The sequence below is a fragment of the Phenylobacterium sp. genome (assembly GCF_030698145.1).
GTDB lineage: Bacteria > Pseudomonadota > Alphaproteobacteria > Caulobacterales > Caulobacteraceae > Phenylobacterium.
On record NZ_JAUYNW010000087.1, the window covers coordinates 1 to 19,616 of the forward strand.

The window sequence follows — 19,616 nt, forward strand, 5'->3', positions numbered from 1 at the left end:
ACGCCGCGCTGAAACCTTTAGGAGTCCGCCTCGAGCGTCCATATTGGCGGCTGGTGCTTCTCGACGATATCGAGGCACTCCTCGCGGCGCTTCGCGCGGCTGACATTCAAGCGGATGAAGACGTCCGTGGCCTGGTGGACAGCTTGCGCCTCCTTCCAGCCGCGAAAGGCCCCACGGAGGCTGTCGATCTCAGCGCAGCAGTCGAGCGCCCAGCTGGACTCATCTCGCCGGACATAGATCACGTTCCCCGCCGTGGCCGGCAGTTCCTGGCTCTCTTGGTTACGTCGAAACCGGTAGCTGGCGCCGCTGGCGCCGGCGATGTCGAGCACCTGATTCATGAGGAAACCTTAGATGGCGGGATGGCCTCCAATCGCGCCCTGGATCGACGAGAGTGTGGCCAAACGGGACGCGCTTTGTCATCTTTCTTGTTGCCCGGCTATGCGTCTAGTCCGTCGACCGCCTAGCCAGCAGTCAGGCGCCGAGAGGCGAGATTTTGCCGTTCTCTTGTCGCGCTTGCTGAGCGACCCCGGCTGGGCCAGTTGGCGGATATGACTTGGGCCCCAAGGTTGGCCGCAATGAATGATACGAATCCTCGGAGATTGATCAGTTCTCTCCGAGGAAACAGATCAACGCCGCCCTTCCGCATCGCGAACAACTGCTCGCCCTGCTGCAGGAGCCCGGCATAGCTCGGCTGTCTGAGACCGTACCTCAAGGCGTTCGCGGCCGATGGCTAAGCCGAGCGCCAACATGGCCGCCGCGGTACGGGCGCGCCTGCCGAGAGTGGCGCGCCCTGCAGCGTCTATTGGGCCTGCCCGCCTGGCCGCCTCATTTTCGAGAACGCGCGGTCGGCGCCCATGAACCGCGCCAGCATCGGTGGGATGAGCTTGGCAGGCTCGACGACCCTCCCGCCGCCTTGAGCGAGGGCCTCGCCATAGGCGACGAGATCCCGGTGGACCGATGCGGGAAGTTCGACTGTCACCTTGACGGGCGTGTCGTCGAGCAGCGTGGCGAGTTTCAGCTTTTCGGCCATGAGGTCCTCAGGATCGATAGGGTTGAAGGACGAGGTCGCGTGTCACGATCACACGCACCGGGGCGCCGGGACGGATGGTGAGGGTCGGCGCGACGCTCAGCCCCTTGCCGATCGCCTGCTGGCCAACTTGGTAGAATGTTCCCGCGGCGCCGGACCGAAGCGCCTGGACGATCGAGTCCTCGTCGTCCGAAACGCCGAGTTCCGAACCGACCCCGAGCAGGGTCGAGAGCGCCGCCATGCCGAACAGGCCCGACCAATGCCGGTCGACCTGGTCCTCGAGCCCCGCATAGCCGGCCGCGTCGCCAGCTGGGAGCTTCTCCAGGATCAGGGACCGACCATCGGGCAGGAGAAGCCGTGTCCAGGCCAGCAGGACTCGACGCTGCCCGAAGGTGATCCGGTTCTCATAGACCCCGACAAGGCGGGCACCCTGCGGTATCCGCCGTTTTTGCCGCTACGGCAAGGTCCGCGACATACCTCCAAACCTCCTCCAGTTTGGAGCGAACAGCCTCGAAAAGAGCCTATTCTAAAAGTGCAGAAACACTTTTTATTTCAGTGATTTAGGAGGGGTTTTGGATACCGTGGCGAATGCCCGGATAGGCCCTCTTCTATTCCCACTCGATGGTCCCTGGCGGCTTGCTCGTCACGTCGTAGACCACGCGGTTGACGCCCCTCACCTCGTTGATGATCCGAGTGGCGCAGCGGCCCAGGACGTCCCAGGGGAACTCGAAGAAGTCGGCGGTCATGCCGTCGGTGGAGGTGACCGCGCGCAGGGCCAGGACGTCCTCGTAGGTGCGGGCGTCGCCCATGACGCCCACCGTCTTCACGGGGAGAAGCACGGCGAAGGCCTGCCAGATGCTGTCATAGAGGCCGGCCTTGCGGATCTCGTCGAGATAGATGGCGTCTGCGGCTTGAAGGACGGCGACCTTTTCGCGGGTGATCTCGCCGGGGATGCGGATGGCTAGGCCCGGGCCCGGGAACGGGTGGCGGCCGACGAAGGCCGGGGGCAGGCCCAGCTCCACGCCCAGCAGGCGCACCTCGTCCTTGAACAGCTCACGCAGGGGCTCGACCAGCTTGAGCTTCATGTAATCGGGCAGGCCGCCGACATTGTGGTGGCTCTTGATCACCGCCGAGGGGCCGCCGCTGGCCGAGACGCTCTCGATGACGTCCGGATAGAGGGTGCCTTGGGCCAGGAAGGCCGCGCCCTCGATCTTCGCCGACTCCCTGTCGAAGACCTCGATGAACAGGCGCCCAATGGTCTTGCGCTTGGTCTCCGGGTCGGAGACCCCGGCCAGCTCGCCCAGGAACAGGTCGCCGGCGTCCACGTGGATCAGGGGGATGTTGTAGTGGTCGCGGAACATGGTCACCACCTGCTCGGCCTCGTTGTGGCGCAGCAGGCCGGTGTCGACGAAGACGCAGGTGAGCTGGTCGCCGATGGCCTCGTGGATCAGCACCGCGGCCACGGAGGAATCCACGCCGCCAGAGAGGCCGCAGATCACCTTGCCGTCGCCCACCTGGTCGCGGATCTTCTGGACCATCTCGCCCCGGAAGGCGGCCATGGTCCAGTCGCCTTTCAACCCGGCGATGCCGTGGACGAAGTTACGCAGCATCAGGGCGCCGCGCGGGGTATGGGCCACTTCCGGATGGAACTGGATGCCGTAGAAGCGGCGGGCCTCGTCGGCGATCACCGCGTAGGGCGACCCCTCCGAGGACGCCACCACGTGGAAGCCCTGGGGGATGGCGGTGATCTTGTCGCCATGGCTCATCCAGACGGTCTCTTTCGAGCCGACCTCGCCCAGACCGGCCAGCAGCGGGCTCTCCTGGTGAATGAGGATCTCGGCGCGGCCGAACTCGCGGGTGTGGCCGCCCTCGACCTTGCCGCCCAGCTGGTCGCACATGGTCATCTCGCCGTAGCAGATGCCCAGGACCGGGACGCCCAGGTCGAAGACGCGCGGGGTGACCGCCGGGCTGGCATCCTCGTGGACGCTGGCCGGGCCGCCGGAGAGGATCACGGCCTTGGGGGCGAAGGCGTCCAACATCGCCTCGACCTTGTCGAAGGGATGGATCTCGCAATAGACGCCGCTCTCGCGCAGGCGCCGCGCGATCAGCTGGGTCACCTGGCTGCCGAAATCGACGATCAGGACGCGTTCGTGGGCAGGTTGGGCGGGGGCGGGTTCGGTCATGGTCTTAAGTCCGCGAGATCATTTGGTTTTCTCCAACACGGCGACGAAGAAGCCGTCGGTGCCGGAGGCGCGGGGCGAGAGGCGCAGATGGCCCTCGTCCGTCAGGTGTCGGGTCAGGTCGGGATTGTCGGTGGCGGGGCGCACGACGAACCCCTGCGTGCGGACCAGGAAGGCGGCTACGCGGTCCTCGTCCTCCTCGGGCAGGACAGAGCAGGTGACATAGACCATGCGGCCCCCGGGCTTCACGAAGTGGGTTCCCAGGTCGAGCACGGCGTCCTGATCAGCCATGCGCTGGGCCAGCGCCTCGGGCTTCAGCCGCCACTTGGTGTCGGGGTGGCGGCGCCAGGCCCCCGAGCCGGAGCAGGGCGCGTCGATGAAGACCACGTCCATCTTGCCGTCCAGGCCCTTGAGCGGGTCGGGATAGACCGGTGAGCGGATCTGCAGATTGCGGATCCCGGCGCGTTCGGAGCGGCGCACCGTGTCGGCCAGGCGCCGTGCCTCGCTGTCGTAGGCGTAGATCTGGCCGGTGTTGCCCATGGCGGCGGCCAGGGCGAGCGTCTTGCCCCCACCCCCGGCGCAGAGATCGAGCACCTGGGCGCCCTTGATGTCGCCGGCCGCCTGGGCCGCGATCTGAGAGGCCAGGTCCTGCACCTCGAACCAGCCGCGCGAAAAGGCCGGAATGGTTTCCAGCGAGCCGCCGCGCTGGGCCGGATCAGGGGCCGCTATCCGCAGGGCGTTGGGCAGGACGCCGGTCGGCGCGGCGTTGAGCGGGGCCAAGGCCTTCAGCGCCTGCTCCGGATCGGTCTTCAACGTATTGATGCGCAGGTCGACCGGCGCGCGCTCGGAGAGCATGACGCCTTCCAGCGGCGCTTCGTCGCCGAAGGCGCGGGCGAGCGAAGGCTCCAGCCAATCGGGATAGTCGCCGCGCACGGCGGGCGGGGCGTCGGCCAGATCTCGCGGCTGGAGCAGGGCGGCGCGTTCGGCCTGCGTCAAGGGGCCCGGACCGTGGGGTTCGTCGCCGGCGGCCTCGGCGATGCGCTCCACCGGCCAGTTCCAGAACACGTGCAGGGCTGCGAGCGCGGCGGCGCGGGGGCCGTCGTCGCCCATGCGCCAGCCGAGCGATCGGCGGCGCCGGAGCATGTCCAGCACCAGGCCCGAGACCCAGGCGCGGTCCTTCGACCCCGCATAGCGCGAGGCGTCCCCCCACGTCTTGAGCGCCAGCCGCACAGGCCGGTGGCGCGTCTCGACGTCAGTGAGGATCTCGATGGCCGCGGAAAGGCGTCCGCCGTCACGCAAGGGCTTGGCTCACAGGAAGATCGCCACCGTCACGGGGCCGGTCATACGGGGCTCGTATAGTTGGGGGCCTCACGGGTCATCATGACGTCGTGGACGTGGCTCTCGCGCAGGCCGGCGCCGGTGATGCGGATGAACCGCGCCTTCTGCCGGAATTCCTCGAGGTTGGCCGCGCCGGTATAGCCCATGGCCGCCCGCAGGCCGCCGACCATCTGGTGCAGGATGGCGTTGATCGGCCCTTTGTAGGCGACCTGGCCCTCGATGCCCTCGGGCACCAGCTTCAGCGCCGAGACCTCCTTCTGGAAGTAGCGGTCGGCCGAGCCGTTGGCCGTGGACATGGCGCCCAGCGAGCCCATACCGCGATAGGCCTTGTAGGAACGGCCCTGGTACAGGAACACCTCGCCCGGCGCCTCGTCGGTGCCGGCGAAGGCCGAGCCCATCATGGCCACCTGGGCGCCCATGGCGAGCGCCTTGGCCAAGTCCCCGGAGTACTTGATGCCGCCGTCGGCGATCACTGGGACGTCGGTGCCGGACGCGGCGCGGACCGCGTCGGCGATGGCGGTGAGTTGCGGAACCCCGACGCCCGCGACGATGCGGGTGGTGCAGATGGAGCCCGGGCCGATGCCGACCTTCACGGCGTCGGCGCCGGCGTCGATCAGGGCGCGCGCGCCTTCGTAGGTGGCGACGTTGCCGGCGACGATCTGCACGCGGTTGGTCTCGCGCTTCAACCGTCCGACCGCCCGGGACACATCGGCGTTGTGGCCATGGGCGGTGTCGATCACCACCACGTCGACCCCGGCGTCCACCAGGGCCATCGAACGCTCGTAGCCGGCGTCGCCGACGGTCGAGGCCGCTCCGACCAGAAGCCGGCCCTGGGCGTCCTTGGCGGCGATGGGGTGGGCCTGGGCCTTCTCCATGTCCTTGACGGTGATCAGGCCGACCGCGCGATAGGCGTCGTCGACCACGATCAGCCGCTCGATCTTGTGCTCCCGCAGCAGGGCCTTGGCCTCGTCCTGGGTGCAGCCCTCGCGGACGGTGATCAGGTTGTCCTTGGTCATCAGGACCTTGGCGGGGACCTCGCTGGAGCCCTCGAACCGCATGTCGCGGTTGGTCAGGATGCCCACCAGCTTGCCGGTGCCGGGCTCGACCACCGGAAACCCCGATATCTTGCGCCGCGCCTTGATCTCAAGGACTTCCCGCAGGGGGGTCTCCGGATTGATGGTCAGCGGGTTGATGACCATGCCGCTCTCGTAGCGCTTCACCTCGCGCACCTGGTCGGCCTGCTCCTCGGCCGTCATGTTGCGGTGAAGCACGCCCAGGCCGCCGGCCTGGGCCATGGCTATAGCCAGACGGCTCTCGGTCACGGTGTCCATGGCAGAGGACACGAGCGGGATGTTCAGACTGATTTCGCGCGTGAACTTGGTGGCGGTGTCCACCTGGGTGGGCATCACATCCGACGCACCCGGTTCGAGCAAAACGTCGTCGAAGGTAAGACCTTCGCGAATCTCCATTGGAGTCTCCATTTTGCGAGCCGCGTATATCGGTACGGCCCCCAATGCGGCAAGCGGAGTCTGGAGGGTCATGCGGTCACGGGCTCCTGGAGTTGGGTTTGGGCGGCGGCTACCGCGAGGATCAGCGCCAGCAGAGCGAAGAGGCCGTCGGCCAGGGCGCGGACCAGCAGGGCGGCGCTCATGAGCTGAAGGACGAGGACTGCCACGAAGCCTGTCAGCTGGGCGAAGGCCTCGCCGAAGCGGCCCAGCGCCTCGATCGTGGCGACCAGAACGGCGACCCATCCCAGGTTCAGGGCCAGCGAGATCGCCGGTCGCCTGAGGTTCGGGAGGTTGAGGTTATCCGCCATGTCGAGCTTGTGCGCCGATTGTCGAATTGAGGAAATCGACATATTGGATGTGCGATGTTCGAAAATCTCACATTACGCCCCCTGCCCTCACTGAACGCCCTCCGCGCCTTCGAGGCCATGGCGCGCACCGGGCGGGCGACCCTGGCCGCCGAGGAGCTGAACGTCACGCATAGCGCGGTCAGCCGACAGGTGAAGGCGCTGGAGGCGACGCTGGGCGTGCGCCTGTTCACCGGCCCTAAGCATCGACTGGAGCTGACCGAGGCGGGTCGCGATCTGCTGCCGGCGCTGACCGCCGCCTTCGACCAGATCGCCACGGCGGTGCGCCAGACCCGCGGCGGCGGTGAGGACCTGCACATCGCGGTCAACGCTAGCGTCTCGGTGAAATGGCTGATTCCACGGATGAGCGGCTTCGCCGCCGTCCATCCGAGTGTTCGGCTGCACCTGGCGGAACTTCCGTCCCACGCCACCTCGCACCGGGGCGCCCATGCGGTGGTGCGGATGGTCCCGACCAGCCGCCTGGCCGATCCTGACGCGACGGCCTTCATGTCCAACCACCTGGGACCAGTCATGTCCCCGGCCCTGGCCGAGCGCTTCGCCGGCGCGGCGCTCAAGGCGCCGCGACTGGCCGCCCAGACCCATCCGCAGGGCTGGGCGATCTGGGCGGCCCTAGCGGGGATGGAGCTGCCGCCGGGGCACCAGCAGCCCTTCGCACACCTCCACTTCGCCCTGGACGCGGCGATTGCGGGATTGGGGGTGGCGGTCATGCCCTGGCCGCTGGTGGCCGACTATGTGGCCAGCGGACGCCTGGTCGCGCCGTTCGGGTTCAGAAAAGCCGAAAGCGCCTTCGCCCTGCTGGCCGCGCCGGGGGCCTCGAGCCGGGCCCTGGATCAGTTCCGAAGGTGGCTGGTGGCCGAGGGGGCGAAAACGCCCAGCCCGATCAGCGCCCCTTGAATCCCGTCGCCACGAGGTAGACCTCGGAGCTGCCAGCGCGGCTGGCCTTGGGCTTGATGTGCTTCACATCGGCGAAGTGGCGCTTCAGGCGGTTGACGACCTCGTAGCTCTCGCCGCCCTGGAAGGCCTTGGAGACGAAGGCGCCGCCGGGCTTCAGCACGCTGATCGCGAACTCGGCCGCGGCCTCGATCAGGCCGACGATCCGCAGGTGGTCAGTCTGCTTGTGGCCGACGGTGTTGGGGGCCATGTCGGACAGCACCGCATCGGGCGGGCCGCCCAGCAGGTCGATCAGCATCGGGCCGCAGGCCGGATCGGTGAAGTCCATCTCCAGGATGTGGGCCGGGCTGATCGGATCGACGGGCAGAAGGTCGACGCCGACGATATTGGTGACCCCGCGCTCGACCGCCACCTGCGTCCAGCCGCCGGGAGCGAGGCCCAGGTCGATGATGCGGGCGCCGGGCTTGAGCAGCTTCAGCTTGTCGTCGAGCTCGGTCAGCTTGTAGGCGGCGCGCGAGCGATAGCCGTGAGCGCGCGCCTTGGCCGCGAAGGGGTCATTGATCTGGCGCGATAGCCAGGCCTGGGACGACGGCGTGCGGTCCCTGGCGGTCTTCAGGCGCTCGGGCGTGGCCCGACCCTCCTCGGTGCCGCCCGTAGGGCGTTTCACCATCCGCTTGCGTGGGGGCTCGTCGGTCATTCCGAAGCGTTTACAGGGGAAGCCCCGGGCGATCTACGGCCGCGACGACGCCGGCGGCGCTTGCGGCCCGCGCCAGCGCTCGACATCAGGGACATCAGGATGCCCTCGCGCAGGCCGCGGTCGGCCACCCGCACCCGGGTGCAGGGCCAGATCTCCTGGACCGCCTGAAGGATCGCGGCCCCCGCCAACACCAAATCGGCGCGGTCGGGCCCGATGCAGGGCTGTTCGGCGCGCTGGCGGGCGTTGAGGCCCAGCAGCAGGTTCGCCGCGGCGTCGCACTGGTCGCGGGTCATCCAGATGCCGTCCACCTGGCTGCGGTCATATCGTCGCAGACCCAGATGCATCCCGGCCAGGCTGGTGATCGCCCCGGAGGTTCCGACCATGTGGGCGCGGTCGGCGTCGAACACCTCGCGCATGGGGTCGGCGTTGCGGAAGGCGGCCAGTTCGGTCTTCACCGTATCGACCATCTCGCGGAACCAGGCCTGGGTGACGGTCTCGCCCTCGGGGAACCGCTCGGCCAGGGTCACCACCCCGATGGGGATGGAGAGCCAGGCCTTGATCGGCAGGCGGCCGGCCACGAACTTGGATATCTCAGTGTCCAGGCCGCCGGACTTGAGGTCCACCCAGGAGAGCTCGGTCGAGCCGCCGCCGACATCGACCACCAGGGCGGCGTCAGCTTTCCGGTCGAGCAGGTTGAGGCAACCGGCGACGGAGAGGTGGGCTTCCTCCCGCGGAGTGATGATCTGGAGCTGCAGACCGGTCTCCGCGGCGACCCTGGCCACGAACTCCTGACCGTTGGCAGCAGAGCGGCAGGCCTGGGTGGCTATGGCCTTGAGCTTCACCACCCGGCGGCGGCGAACCTTCTCGGCGCTGACCCGCAAGGCCGCCAGCGCCCGCTCCATGGCCGCATCCGAAAGGCGTCCGGACTGGCCCAGGCCCTCGCCCAGGCGAACGATCCGCGAATAGGCCTCGACCACCCGGAAGCCGCGCCCGGCGGGCGTGGCGATGAGCAGCCGGCAATTGTTGGTTCCAAGGTCGAGCGCGCCATAGCAGGGCGACTCTCCGTCGCCGCGCGGCGCGGCGGGTTCTGGCTCGAGCGTCACAGGCCGGTCGCCTCGAGGGCGTATAGATGAAGGGTCCGGAGCACGTTCGCGAGGAACGCGCTCGAGGGCGCCTGAGGCATGGACCGCCACCCGTCCTTATGCAGGCGCGGAGATCGGCGCCTCGTTTCAGGAGAGAGTGTAGCAACATGGTTCGCCTCTCGGAAGGCGCAGCCTTGCACACGGCCACGTGAGCGTTACGTTCACTTCCCGGTTAGGTGACGTGGTTTAGATTCTCCTTCATGGACGCTCGAATCGAAAAAGTTGGCAGCGATCTTGTCTCGCGACCCATGGTTCTCATGGAGCCGCGGCTGGCGAAGTACGCCATTGGACAGGTCGTCCGGCACCGTCACTTCCCCTTCCGGGGCGTGATCTTCGACGTCGACCCCACCTTCTCGAACACCGAGCAATGGTGGCAGTCGATCCCCGAGGACATCCGGCCGCGCAAGGATCAGCCGTTCTACCACCTGCTGGCGGAGAACGAGGAGAACGCCTATGTGGCCTATGTCTCCGAGCAGAACCTGCTGCCCGACGAGAGCGGCGAGCCGATCGGCCACCCGCAGGCCTCGCTGATCTTCGAGAGCTTCACCGAAGGCCACTACAATCTGAAGCCGCGCATCAGCCACTAGGCTGCAGGGCACGACCGTTCGCCTGCCCACCGCTATCGCGCAATCTTTCACCGCACGATCCCGGTTTGCGCGCGCAGTTCGAACGGAATTTTCAGGGATTCGCGGTCATTCTCTCGCCATGAGCGCAGATGGCTTTAATTCCAGCCCTCCCCCAGGCGCGCGCGCCGACTGGACCATCGATCAGGACTGGGCGGCCTATACGACGGCCGAGCACCAGGTCTGGCTGACCCTCTATGAGCGCCAGTCGAGGCTGCTGCCCGGACGGGCCTGCGACGCCTTCCTGAACGGCCTGGACGCCCTGGACCTGCATCGCGGCGGGATTCCGGACTTTTCACGCATCAACGAGGAGCTGACCCGGCTCACCGGCTGGAGCGTGGTCGCGGTCCCGGGCCTGGTCCCCGACGAGGTGTTTTTCGACCACCTGGCCAACCGCCGCTTCCCGGCCGGCCGGTTCATCCGCAAGCCGGACGAGCTGGACTATCTGGAGGAGCCCGATGTCTTCCACGACGTGTTCGGCCATGTGCCGATGCTCACCGACCCGACCTTCGCCGACTATATGCAGGCCTATGGCCAGGGCGGCCTGCGGGCGCTGGGGCGAGGCCAACTGCACAATCTGGCGCGGCTCTACTGGTACACAGTGGAGTTCGGCCTGCTGCAGACGCCCGAGGGACTGCGGATCTACGGCGCGGGCATCGTCTCCAGCCGCGCGGAATCGATCTTCGCCCTCGACGACCCCTCACCCAACCGGCTGGGCTTCGACTTGGAGCGCGTGATGCGCACGCCCTATCGGATCGACGATTTCCAGCAGGTCTATTTCGTGATCCCATCGCTACAGGCCCTGCTGGACGCCACCCTGCAGGACTTCGGCCGCCTCTATGAGCGCCTGACGCGGCTGCCGGACATCAGCATCGAGGCGATTGAGCCCAGCGACGAAGTCTTTACTGCGGGAAGTCAGGCCTATGCGAAAAATGGCGGACGACTAGCGTAATATTAAAGCTTGTTAGAGAATAATTGGGCTAATAGCCCCTAACCATCAATTCAACTTAACTTCATCGCTTTCGCGTTTGTTCACGCGGGAATCCGAACCCTCGATCAATCGTTTGATCCGAGAAGGACTTCCCCATGGCTCCCAGATTCAAGCCCGCACAGAATGAGACCGCCACCTTCGGCCAGCGCGGCGAACACCTGCCGCTCAACGGCGGCAATGGCGGCTGGCGGGTGGACCCGCCGGGCCAGACAGACAATACGCACAGTCATCGCCCCGACCTGCCGCCGGGGCTCGCCAAGCGGTTCGAGACCCCCACGGGCGAAACCGCCCCCGGCGGCACGGATGGCCCCGACAGTCTGCAGGGCGGCGTGGGCGGCGACAGCCTGAGCGGCGGCGGTGGAGCTGACACCCTCACCGGCGGCGGCGGGGCCGACACGCTGTCGGGCGGCGCTGGGGCCGACCTCTTCAATATCGAAGGCATGGCGACCACGCCCGGCGGTCTCGACCAGATCCTCGACTTCACCACCGGCGAAGACCGCCTCTCGTTCGGCGGCCCGGCGGCCACGGAGGACAACGTCTCCTTCGGCGCGGCCGACAGCTTCGACTCGGCGATGAGCGCGGCCCTGCAGGTGGCGGCCGGCGGCGCGGACTATGTCGCGCTTCAGGTGGGCGCGGACCTGATCGTCTTCGCCAACACCGACGGCGACCCGACCAACTTCGAGGCCGCCGTCGTCCTGGTCGGACGAGGCCTCAGCGATATCGCCCTTGGCGACTTCGCCTAGACCGGCGCTAGCCGCCTGTTCTCGCCCGCTGCTGCAGGGTCTGGATGCCCTGGCGCACCTTGGCCCGCTGCTCGGGCGAGAACACGCGATAGCGCTGGGTCTTCGCGCCCGAGGCGGCGGTGATGTCGGCCTGGGTGACAAAAATGTAGCGACCCTGGAAGCCGCCGGTGACATCCACGCCGCTACGCAGATGCAGCGCCTCCAGGGTGACCGCGCAGGACTCCAGGTTGCTCACCCCCGGCGCGAGGGGCCGGAACTCCGGCTTGCCGTGGGAGCCACGTTCGGCCAGCCGCCAGCAGACGCCCGCCGTGCCGGGCACGGTCAGGGGCTTATCGCAGGCGGCCAGGGTCCCGAAGGCCGCCAGTCCGATCAGAAACCCACGCATCACAGCGACGTCCTTCAATAGTCCTTGCGCCAGCGCACGGCGAGCTTGCCGTCGCCCTGCCCGGCCAGCTTGGAGATGATGGAGAGATTTCGACCGACCCGCCACTCGACCTGGGCCGAGGGGCCTTCGCGTCCGCCGCCAGTCAGCTCGAGATAGACGTCCTCGGTCAGGTACTTGCCGCCCGACACCGTCACGCCGGAGGCGTCGCCGCCCGCCAGGGCCAGGCGGTCGAGACCGGCGAACGTGCGCAGGTTGCCGATCACGTCAAACCCGCCGCCGCCCGCCAGGGACGACAGGGCCGACGCCAGTTGGGCCGCCTCCAGGGGCGAGAGCTGGGAGGCTGAGCGGCCGAACAGCACCTGTGACAGCACCTCATCGTTGGGCAGGACCGGGGACGAGGTGAGCGTGATCTCGGGCTTCGCCGCCGTCCCGCGGATGCGCACCACCGCCGTCAGGGCCGGGTCGTCGCGCGTGGCCGAGAGGTCCAGCCGGATCGCCTGGGGCGAGGTCGCCAGATAGACCACTCCGCGCTCATCGAACTCGAACCGCTTGCCGGCGAAATCGTACTCGCCGCGGACGACCCGGGCCGTGCCCGACAAGGCCGGGCGGGCGGTGGTGCCGCCGACATGGGCGTCCAGCGACAGCTCCACGTCCAGGCCGCGACCGCGCAGGAAGACCCGCCGCGGCGCCTTCAGGCTGACATCCAGGGCGATGGCCGCGCCCTTGCGGACCGCCGGCGCCAGCACGCTGGCCAGGTCAGCGGGCTTGTTGCGTTCGGTCACGTCCATCGCCACCACGCCGGAGGGGGTGGAGACCTTGGCGGCGACGTCGGCCCGGTCGATGGTCAGGGCGCCGGCCAGCCGCACCTTACCGTCGGCGGCGCGATCGATCACCGCCTGGCCCGAGGCCGAGCCCGTGGCCTGGTCATTGTCGATCAAGCGGAAACCCTTCAGGTCCAGGCGCAGGGTCGAGGAGCCCTCGCGGAACAGGCTAATCCGGCCCGAGCCTGCCACCGTCCCGCCGTGGCCGTCGGCCCCGGTGGCCTGGGTCACGTTCACAGCATTGTCGGCGAAGGTCGTGCGCAAGGTGACGTCGCGCAGGGCGAGGCCCGTGGCGCCGTCGGTGAACTGCCCACGGTCCATCTGCCCGGCCCCGACGGCATTGGGATCGGCGAGTGTGCCCCCCAACGTGCCTTCCAGCCGCACTTGCCCCGCCAGGGCCCGCTCGCCGCTCATCAGCAGGTCCCAGAGCGGCTTGACCTCGCCCTCCGCGAAGAACCGGCCCCGTATGGGCCGGGTGCGGGCGATGGCGACGCGAAACGGGCCGGCGCTGGTCTCCGCCGGCAGAACCACATTGGCGTCGGCGCGCAGGCCGTGGGGGCTGGTGGTGTCGAGGTCGAGGCTGAGGGTGTCGCCGGCCAGCCGCGCCCTCAGCGTGCCGTCGAGGCCCAGGGTGTCGTCGTAGCCGCGCCCGCGGGCGTCGTCGAACCGGGCGTCCAGCGTGCCGTCCAGCCGCCCGCCGCGGCCGGCCAGCACGAGGGTCGCATCGGCGGTGCCGGTGAGGTCTTCGTTGAGCACGCCCAGGCCCAGCTTCTTGACCTCCGCGCGGATGCTGGCGGCGTCGCGCCCCAGCCGGGCGTCGACGTCGATCTGGCCGCCGTCCGAGGCCGCCAGCCGCAGGCGCGCGGTCCGCTCCGCACCGCCGAAGCCGATCACGGCGGTCTCGGTGGTCTTCAGGTCGCGGCGGCCGAAGCGGCCCAAGCCGTCGAAGGCCACCTGGTAGCCGGGCTTGGTCTGGGCCAGCACCCCGCCGCCGTCCAGGGTCCATCGGCCGCTGGTCGCCACGCCGCGAAGCTGGGCGCGATAGGGCAGGCGCTCCAGCGGTCCGTCGGCGGTGATCTCACCGGTCCCGATGGCGAACCGGGCGCCGGGCAGGACGGCGTCCTTCGCGGTCAGCCGGAGGCTTGCCCGCGGCCCACCGGCAGCGTCGACGATCCGCACCGCGCCGCTGATCTGCCCGCTCTCCAGGAAGGCGCCCTTGCCAACGCCGATCTGGAGATCGGCCGCCGACGGCGTCGAGCGGCGCAGGGCCAGCGATCCCTGGGCGGTCAGCCCCCCGGCGTTGACCGAAAGGTCTGTGAGGTCGACGCCGCCACGTGGGAAGCTGAAGACCGAGCGCGCCGCGGCGGGACCATAACTGCTGGCCGCGGCTAAGGTCGCGACTCCGCTGGCGCCGTCGGCGCGGCGCATGAAGCTGAGCGTCAGCCGCGCGTCCTTCAGCGGCATCCGCGGCAGGTCGATGGCGTCGAAGTCGGCCAGCAGGTCGGCCCGGGGACTGGTCAGCGACCCGGTGATTGCGCCCGAGCCCCTGGCCTTGCCCGTGATCTCCATGGGCCCCGCACGGAAGGGACCGGTGGCCGACCAGTCGAGCTTGAAGCGCAGGGCGCCGTCGGCATCGAGCACACCGGCGGTGGCGGCCTTCAGCGCCGCGCCCTCGAGGTCGGCCTGGGAGACGGAGACTTTGCGGCCATCGATATTGCCGCGCGCCTGCAGGCGAGGCGCAGCGCCCAACAGCCGGTCCAGTTCGCCGAAACCGCTGGCAAACCGCGCGCCCTGGGCCTCCAGCGACAGGGTCCAGGGCTTGCCCGGTCCGCCTTGGTTCGCGCTCCAATCCGCGGCCAGAGCGCCTGAGGCGCCGGCCCGCGCAGCGGCGAGGTTGGAGAACTGCGCCTTGCCCTTGAAGTTCAGCCCACCCACCAGGCCTCGCCCGCCGCTGGCCTGGACCTTTAGCCCGACGCCGATGGCGTCCAGCTCGCGCAGCAGCAGGCGGCCATCCGCCAGCCGCGCGCCGTCGAAGGCCGCCGTGGGTCGACCGCCCAGCAGGGCCGCGGCCAGGCCGGTCCCGCGCCCACCGGTCCCCGAGATCTGCGCCTTGACCGCCAGCACCCCGCCGCGCCGGGTCAGCTCCACCGGCCCCGCGACCCGGTCCAGCCCATAGCCGCCCAACTTCAGCTGCGCGACCTCGGCGACGCCGACGAACCGCAGATCGTCCAGATCGCCCTTGAGGCGGCCCACGACCCGACCCGCGCCCATCGACGGCCCGCCCGTCACCTTGGTGACCTCCCGCGCGGTGGCGACCACCGCCAGGCCGTCCAGACCCAGCCGACGTTCGCCCAGATTGCCAAGTCCGCGCGCATCCAGGGTGAGATTGGCCGAACTGGCCCGCGCCTTCAGATCGTAGAGCGATCCCTGAGCCTCGCGTCCCGTGATCGAGAACACCACCTCGGGCCCAAGCCGCGCGACCAGGGGCTGGGTCAGGCGCGAGGCGTCCAGGCGCACGCGGCCCCGCGCCGATCCGCCCTTGGCGTTCCAGGCGCCCGACGCCTCCAGGGGCTTGGCGCCGCCAGCGATGGCGACCGCGGTGAACCGACCGCTGGAATCCTTCCCGTCGGCCCGCGCCTTCAGGGCGAAGGGCTGGTCGGCCGGCAGGCCCAGGCTGCCCGCCAGGGCGCCGCCCCGGGCCTCCAGGGCGTCGGCGGCCAGCAGTAGCGGCCGCCCGCCGCCGAAATCGAACTGCGCGTCGAGATGGTCGCCGCGATGCAGGACGCTGTCGGCGGCGACCTTGCCCTTCTGGCCGCCGTTCGCGCGCTGGACGTCGAGGCTCATCACCACGTCGTAGACGCCGCGGCGATAGCTGAAGGCCGGAGTCATCTCGACGCGCGTGCGAACCTCGTCGAGCTTGATTGAAATCGGCAGGCCGCGGGACTTCTCCTTCAGCGCCAAGGTCGGGCGGCGCAGCAGGGTCAGCCGCTCGGCCACGATCCTGTCGGCGTCAAGCCGGCGTCGCAGGAGTTGGCCATAGCGCCATGAGATGGCGACATTCCTCGCCTCCAGCCAGACACCCTTCTCATCGCTGACGGTCAGGCGGCGGATCGTGAAGTCGCTCCAGACGTCGCCGCCCAGGCCCTCGATCCTCAGCTTGCCGAACCGCCCCAGCTTCAGGCCGCTGGCGCGCGCCTCGATCAGCAGCCGCCCCTGGGGCAGCAGCACGCCGTAACGGGTGGTTAGGAGCACGGCCGATACCAGCAGGAAGGCCGTCGCACATATGCCGACAATGACCTTGGGCAAGGTCGAGCCCCTGGCCGCCTTGACGACCTCCTGGGCGACCGCCTCGACGGCGTCGGCGGGGGTTTCAGGCGCGCTCAAAAGCTCTGCCCGATGCTGAGATAGACCTGGAACGCGGAATCGCCCTTGCGCTTGTCCAGCGGGATGGCGATGTCGGCACGGATCGGCCCGAAGCCCAGGTCGTAGCGGACGCCGATCCCGACGCCGGCGCTGAAGTCCTTGCCGGTGGGGATCTGGTCTGTGCCAACCGCCCCGCCGTCGACGAAGGCGACCACGCCCCAGCGGTGGCCGATCTTCTGACGGACCTCGAAGGAGGCCTCAAGGACCGAGGCGCCGCCTTGCGGGGTGTTGTCGGCCAGGCGTGGTCCGATGGCCTGATAGGCGTAGCCGCGCACCGAGCCGCCGCCGCCGGCGAAGAACCGCCGCGGAGCCGGGACCTCGGGAACCGAGCCGCCGACCATGGCGCCGACCTTGACCCGGCCGGCCAGCACCGTCCGGGCGCGGTCGCCGAACGGCATGTACAGCGAGCCCTGGGTCTGGACCTTCAGGTACGGCAGGCTCTCGTCGCCAGCGATGTAGGTCGGCTCGGCCCGCACCTCCAGGCGCCAGCCCCGCTTGGGGTCGAGCGGATCGTCGGATCGATCCAGAGAGGCCGCGGCCAGGCCCGCCACGGTTAGCAATTCGCGGCCGAGCGGGGTCAGCAGCTTGGTTTGTTTCTCGTCGGTCTCGCTGTAGTCCAGTGAGGCGCCGACCGTGACGTAGGAAGTCTTGCCGAACCGCCGCTGCACGTCGGCGCGGACGCCCAACCCGGTCTCGTCATAGGCGTCGGTCTTGACGTCATAGGCCGCCGCAGCGGCCTTAAGGGTCTGTTGGGCGCGCCGCCAGTGCGGCAGGGTCGCCTCGGCGCCCAGGCGACTGTCGATGTCGGATGCCCGGGCGAAAAACGACAGGGTGTCGGCCCGGCCCAGCATGTTGTAGCGGGTCCAGCGCGCGTCGACCCCGATCCCTTCGCTGGTCGAATAGCTTGCGCCTAGCTCGATGGTGCGCGGAGCCCGGTCGGCCAGGCTGACCACCACCGGGCGCAGGCCCTCGGGCGTGGTCTTGTCGGGCGGGGCCAGGGCGACGGTCACCGAGTCGTAGACCCCTGTGTCGAGCAGCCGCCGTTCCAGTTCGCCGACGTCCTCCGGATCGTAGACCTCGCCGGCGCGCCAGGGCGCCATGCGGTTCAGCCACGCGCGCCGCGTCCGCTCGCCGCCCATCACCTCCAAGCCATTCAGGCGCACCAGCGGCCCGGCCACGATGTGGAAGGTGGGGCGCACGGTCTTGTCGGCATGGTCGACGATCACCTCACGCGGCGCGGGCGCCACATCGGCATAGCCGCGCTTCTGGGTGGCCGCCACGATGCGGCCCTCGGCGCCGATCACGTCGGCCGCGCGTCCGGGCTGTCCGGTCGCCAGGCCCATCACCGCCTCGCCCGCGGCCTGGACCTCGGCCAGCGGCGGGGCGTCGCCCCAGGCTATGGTCGGTTCAGCGATCGCGAAGCGTGTGCCGGGGGTGACCCGGACCAGGGCGGCCGGCGGATCGCCCTCTCCCACGTCGGGCTCGACCTCATAGGCGTAGTAGCCTTCGGAGCGCAGGACGGCGATGGCGTTGTCGCCAGCTTCGCGGGCACGCCGGCGGGCCTCGAAACGATTGCCGATCGGCTTGTCGGTCTCGCCGATGGCGCGCGCGATCACGTCGCGCAGATCGCCTGTCAGTTCGCCTTCGATGGCTGCACGCGGCGTCTCGGCGCGAGCCGCGCCAAACGCACACAAGGCCGCCGAGGCTGCGAATGCGACGACCAATCGCGCCACGCCAAAACTTTCCTCTCGCGCCCCTATCGTCCTCTATCCCGCGTTGCCTCGCGATGTCACCACACCAAGCCGCTCAAGTCGCTTTCCTGTCCGGCGGAAACTTGCCCAAATGCTGGGCAGCCGCGCCACAGAGGCTCGCCGATTCCGAAAAGCCGCCCTTTTCCCGGGTGCGGTTCTTAAGGTCGGAGAGGGACGCGGAGGACCAAGTGGTGGAGTACGGCGTGGCGACGGCCCACAGTTCTGAAGACACGGCGCGGGCGCCGGCTGTCGGGCCGACAGCCTCGCTCGACGTCCCCTATGACGAGATGCTGACCGCGCGCGGCCTGGTGCGACCGCATTACGCCGCCCTCGACGCGCGCATCGCCACCCTGGCGGCGGCCGACATGGCCGAGCGCCAGCGGGTGTTGGAACGCTATTTCCTGCTGCAGGGCATCACCTTCACCGTCTATGGCGGCGAGAGCTCCACCGAGCGGATCATTCCCACCGACCTGCTGCCGCGGATCATTCCTGCCGAGGAGTGGGCGACGATCGAGACCGGCCTCACTCAGCGCCTGAAGGCGCTGAACATGTTCCTGGCCGACATCTATGGCGAACAGCAGATCCTGATGGACGGGGTTGTGCCCCGCGAACTGGTGCTGAGCGCGCCCTCCTATCGCCGGGAGATGCAGAACCTGTTCGTGCCGCACCAGGCCTACGCCAATGTCTGCGGCTCGGACCTGATCCGCCAGACCGACGGCGCCTTCGCGGTGCTGGAGGACAATCTGCGGGTCCCGTCCGGCGTCTCCTACATGCTGGCCAACCGCGAGGCCTCGCGCCGGACCTTCCCGGGCACCTTCCGCGCGGCCAATGTGCGCGCCATCGACCGCTATCCCGACCTGTTGCTGGCGACGCTCAAGAGCATGGCGGCCGACTGGCGGCCCAATCCCCAGGTCGCGTTGCTGACGCCGGGGGTCTACAACTCGGCCTATTACGAGCACGCCTATCTGGCGCGGCTGATGGGCTGCCCCCTGGTCGAGGGCCGCGATCTCGTGGTCCACGACAACATGGTCTACATGCGAACCACCACCGGCCTGCGGCGGATCGACGTGATCTATCGCCGGGTGGACGACGACTTCATCGACCCCCTCACCTTCCGTCGCGATTCCGGTCTGGGCGTCGCGGGCCTGTTCAACGCCTACCGCGCCGGCAATGTGGTGATCTGCAACGCGCCGGGCACCGGGGTCGCCGACGACAAGGCGGTCTACGCCTACGTCCCGGCCATCATCCGCTACTATCTGGGCGAGGATGCCATCCTGCCCAATATCGAGACCTACCTCTGCCGCGAAGCGGCCCAACTCAGCCACGTCCTGGCCAATCTGGACAAGCTTGTGGTCAAGGCGGTCGGCGCCTCGGGCGGCTACGGCATGTTGATCGGGCCCCACGCCAGCAAGCAGGAGCGAGCCGATTTCGGCGAGGCGATCAAGGCCGATCCGGACAACTACATCGCTCAGCCGACCATCCAGCTCTCCACCGCGCCCTGCTTGGTCGATGGGGCCATCGAACCGCGTCACGTCGACCTGCGTCCCTTCATCCTGTCGGGCGAGAAGATCGTGGTGACGCCCGGCGCTCTGACCCGCGTGGCCCTGCGCAAGGGCTCCCTAGTGGTCAATTCCAGCCAGGGCGGCGGGTCGAAGGACACCTGGGTGCTGGCGGACGGCAAGGAGGCCCAGCCATGATGCTCGCCAATCTCCGTTACAAAGGATCGCGAGC

At 68.9% G+C, this 19,616-nt stretch carries 17 protein-coding genes; 5 read left to right on the forward strand and 12 right to left on the reverse strand.

Annotated features, from left to right (window positions below; genetic code table 11):
• Positions 1 to 17: 17 nt before the first annotated feature.
• From Q8Q77_RS13025 to Q8Q77_RS13055, 7 genes are all read right to left on the reverse strand, one after another.
• On the reverse strand, positions 18 to 338 hold the full coding sequence (locus tag Q8Q77_RS13025) for a hypothetical protein (RefSeq protein WP_305584014.1): 321 nt from the start codon (positions 336 to 338) through the stop codon (positions 18 to 20).
• Between the two features lie 461 nt (positions 339 to 799).
• Positions 800 to 1,030, reverse strand: coding sequence for a DUF2274 domain-containing protein (locus Q8Q77_RS13030; protein ID WP_305584015.1), 231 nt, complete (start codon positions 1,028 to 1,030; stop codon positions 800 to 802).
• Positions 1,031 to 1,037: 7 nt separating this feature from the next.
• The gene (locus tag Q8Q77_RS13035) at positions 1,038 to 1,466 is read right to left on the reverse strand and encodes a TrbI/VirB10 family protein (protein ID WP_371130453.1); all 429 of its coding nucleotides are present in this window, start codon (positions 1,464 to 1,466) and stop codon (positions 1,038 to 1,040) included.
• 169 nt (positions 1,467 to 1,635) lie between these two features.
• Entirely contained in the window at positions 1,636 to 3,210 is a 1,575-nt protein-coding gene (guaA, locus tag Q8Q77_RS13040; protein WP_305584016.1) for a glutamine-hydrolyzing GMP synthase, read from the reverse strand.
• Positions 3,211 to 3,228: 18 nt separating this feature from the next.
• Positions 3,229 to 4,506, reverse strand: a complete 1,278-nt coding sequence (locus Q8Q77_RS13045; protein ID WP_305584017.1) for an RsmB/NOP family class I SAM-dependent RNA methyltransferase — start codon at positions 4,504 to 4,506, stop codon at positions 3,229 to 3,231.
• A gap of 41 nt (positions 4,507 to 4,547) precedes the next feature.
• Positions 4,548 to 6,014 (reverse strand): IMP dehydrogenase, encoded by a 1,467-nt coding sequence (gene guaB / locus Q8Q77_RS13050; RefSeq protein WP_305584019.1) that lies wholly within the window; start codon positions 6,012 to 6,014, stop codon positions 4,548 to 4,550.
• Between the two features lie 68 nt (positions 6,015 to 6,082).
• The gene (locus Q8Q77_RS13055) at positions 6,083 to 6,361 is read right to left on the reverse strand and encodes a hypothetical protein (RefSeq protein ID WP_305584021.1); all 279 of its coding nucleotides are present in this window, start codon (positions 6,359 to 6,361) and stop codon (positions 6,083 to 6,085) included.
• A gap of 54 nt (positions 6,362 to 6,415) precedes the next feature.
• Here Q8Q77_RS13055 and Q8Q77_RS13060 point away from each other — a divergent pair, with 54 nt between their 5' ends.
• Positions 6,416 to 7,312 (forward strand): LysR family transcriptional regulator, encoded by an 897-nt coding sequence (locus tag Q8Q77_RS13060; protein ID WP_305584023.1) that lies wholly within the window; start codon positions 6,416 to 6,418, stop codon positions 7,310 to 7,312.
• Here Q8Q77_RS13060 and Q8Q77_RS13065 read toward each other — a convergent pair.
• Both Q8Q77_RS13065 and Q8Q77_RS13070 read right to left on the reverse strand, forming a co-directional pair.
• On the reverse strand, positions 7,299 to 8,006 hold the full coding sequence (locus Q8Q77_RS13065; RefSeq protein ID WP_305584024.1) for an RlmE family RNA methyltransferase: 708 nt from the start codon (positions 8,004 to 8,006) through the stop codon (positions 7,299 to 7,301). The two genes, Q8Q77_RS13060 and Q8Q77_RS13065, sit on opposite strands and share 14 nt — an antisense overlap.
• Positions 8,003 to 9,109, reverse strand: a complete 1,107-nt coding sequence (locus tag Q8Q77_RS13070) for a Ppx/GppA phosphatase family protein (RefSeq protein ID WP_305584025.1) — start codon at positions 9,107 to 9,109, stop codon at positions 8,003 to 8,005. Before Q8Q77_RS13070 ends, Q8Q77_RS13065 begins: the two co-directional genes overlap by 4 nt.
• A gap of 296 nt (positions 9,110 to 9,405) precedes the next feature.
• On the opposite strand from Q8Q77_RS13070, the gene hspQ reads away from it, so the two are divergent.
• The 3 genes from hspQ (at position 9,406) to Q8Q77_RS13085 (ending at position 11,505) form a co-directional block, all read left to right on the forward strand.
• Positions 9,406 to 9,735 carry a heat shock protein HspQ gene (gene hspQ / locus Q8Q77_RS13075; protein ID WP_305584057.1) on the forward strand — a complete coding sequence of 110 codons (330 nt, stop codon included), beginning with the start codon at positions 9,406 to 9,408 and terminating at the stop codon, positions 9,733 to 9,735.
• Between the two features lie 118 nt (positions 9,736 to 9,853).
• Positions 9,854 to 10,723, forward strand: a complete 870-nt coding sequence (gene phhA / locus Q8Q77_RS13080) for a phenylalanine 4-monooxygenase (RefSeq protein ID WP_305584027.1) — start codon at positions 9,854 to 9,856, stop codon at positions 10,721 to 10,723.
• A 134-nt stretch (positions 10,724 to 10,857) separates the two neighbouring features.
• Positions 10,858 to 11,505: a hypothetical protein gene (locus Q8Q77_RS13085; RefSeq protein WP_305584028.1), complete on the forward strand. Its 648-nt coding sequence runs from the start codon at positions 10,858 to 10,860 to the stop codon at positions 11,503 to 11,505.
• 7 nt (positions 11,506 to 11,512) lie between these two features.
• Here Q8Q77_RS13085 and Q8Q77_RS13090 read toward each other — a convergent pair whose 3' ends face one another.
• The 3 genes from Q8Q77_RS13090 to Q8Q77_RS13100 are packed head-to-tail and all read right to left on the reverse strand — an operon-like array spanning position 11,513 to position 17,867.
• Positions 11,513 to 11,890: a hypothetical protein gene (locus tag Q8Q77_RS13090; RefSeq protein ID WP_305584029.1), complete on the reverse strand. Its 378-nt coding sequence runs from the start codon at positions 11,888 to 11,890 to the stop codon at positions 11,513 to 11,515.
• 14 nt (positions 11,891 to 11,904) lie between these two features.
• Positions 11,905 to 16,095 (reverse strand): translocation/assembly module TamB domain-containing protein, encoded by a 4,191-nt coding sequence (locus Q8Q77_RS13095; protein WP_305584031.1) that lies wholly within the window; start codon positions 16,093 to 16,095, stop codon positions 11,905 to 11,907.
• Positions 16,092 to 17,867, reverse strand: coding sequence for an autotransporter assembly complex family protein (locus Q8Q77_RS13100; protein WP_305584033.1), 1,776 nt, complete (start codon positions 17,865 to 17,867; stop codon positions 16,092 to 16,094). The genes Q8Q77_RS13095 and Q8Q77_RS13100 overlap by 4 nt, the downstream gene beginning before the upstream one ends.
• A 305-nt stretch (positions 17,868 to 18,172) precedes the next feature.
• On the opposite strand from Q8Q77_RS13100, the gene Q8Q77_RS13105 reads away from it, so the two are divergent.
• Positions 18,173 to 19,582 carry a circularly permuted type 2 ATP-grasp protein gene (locus Q8Q77_RS13105; protein ID WP_305584059.1) on the forward strand — a complete coding sequence of 470 codons (1,410 nt, stop codon included), beginning with the start codon at positions 18,173 to 18,175 and terminating at the stop codon, positions 19,580 to 19,582.
• Positions 19,583 to 19,616: the final 34 nt, after the last annotated feature.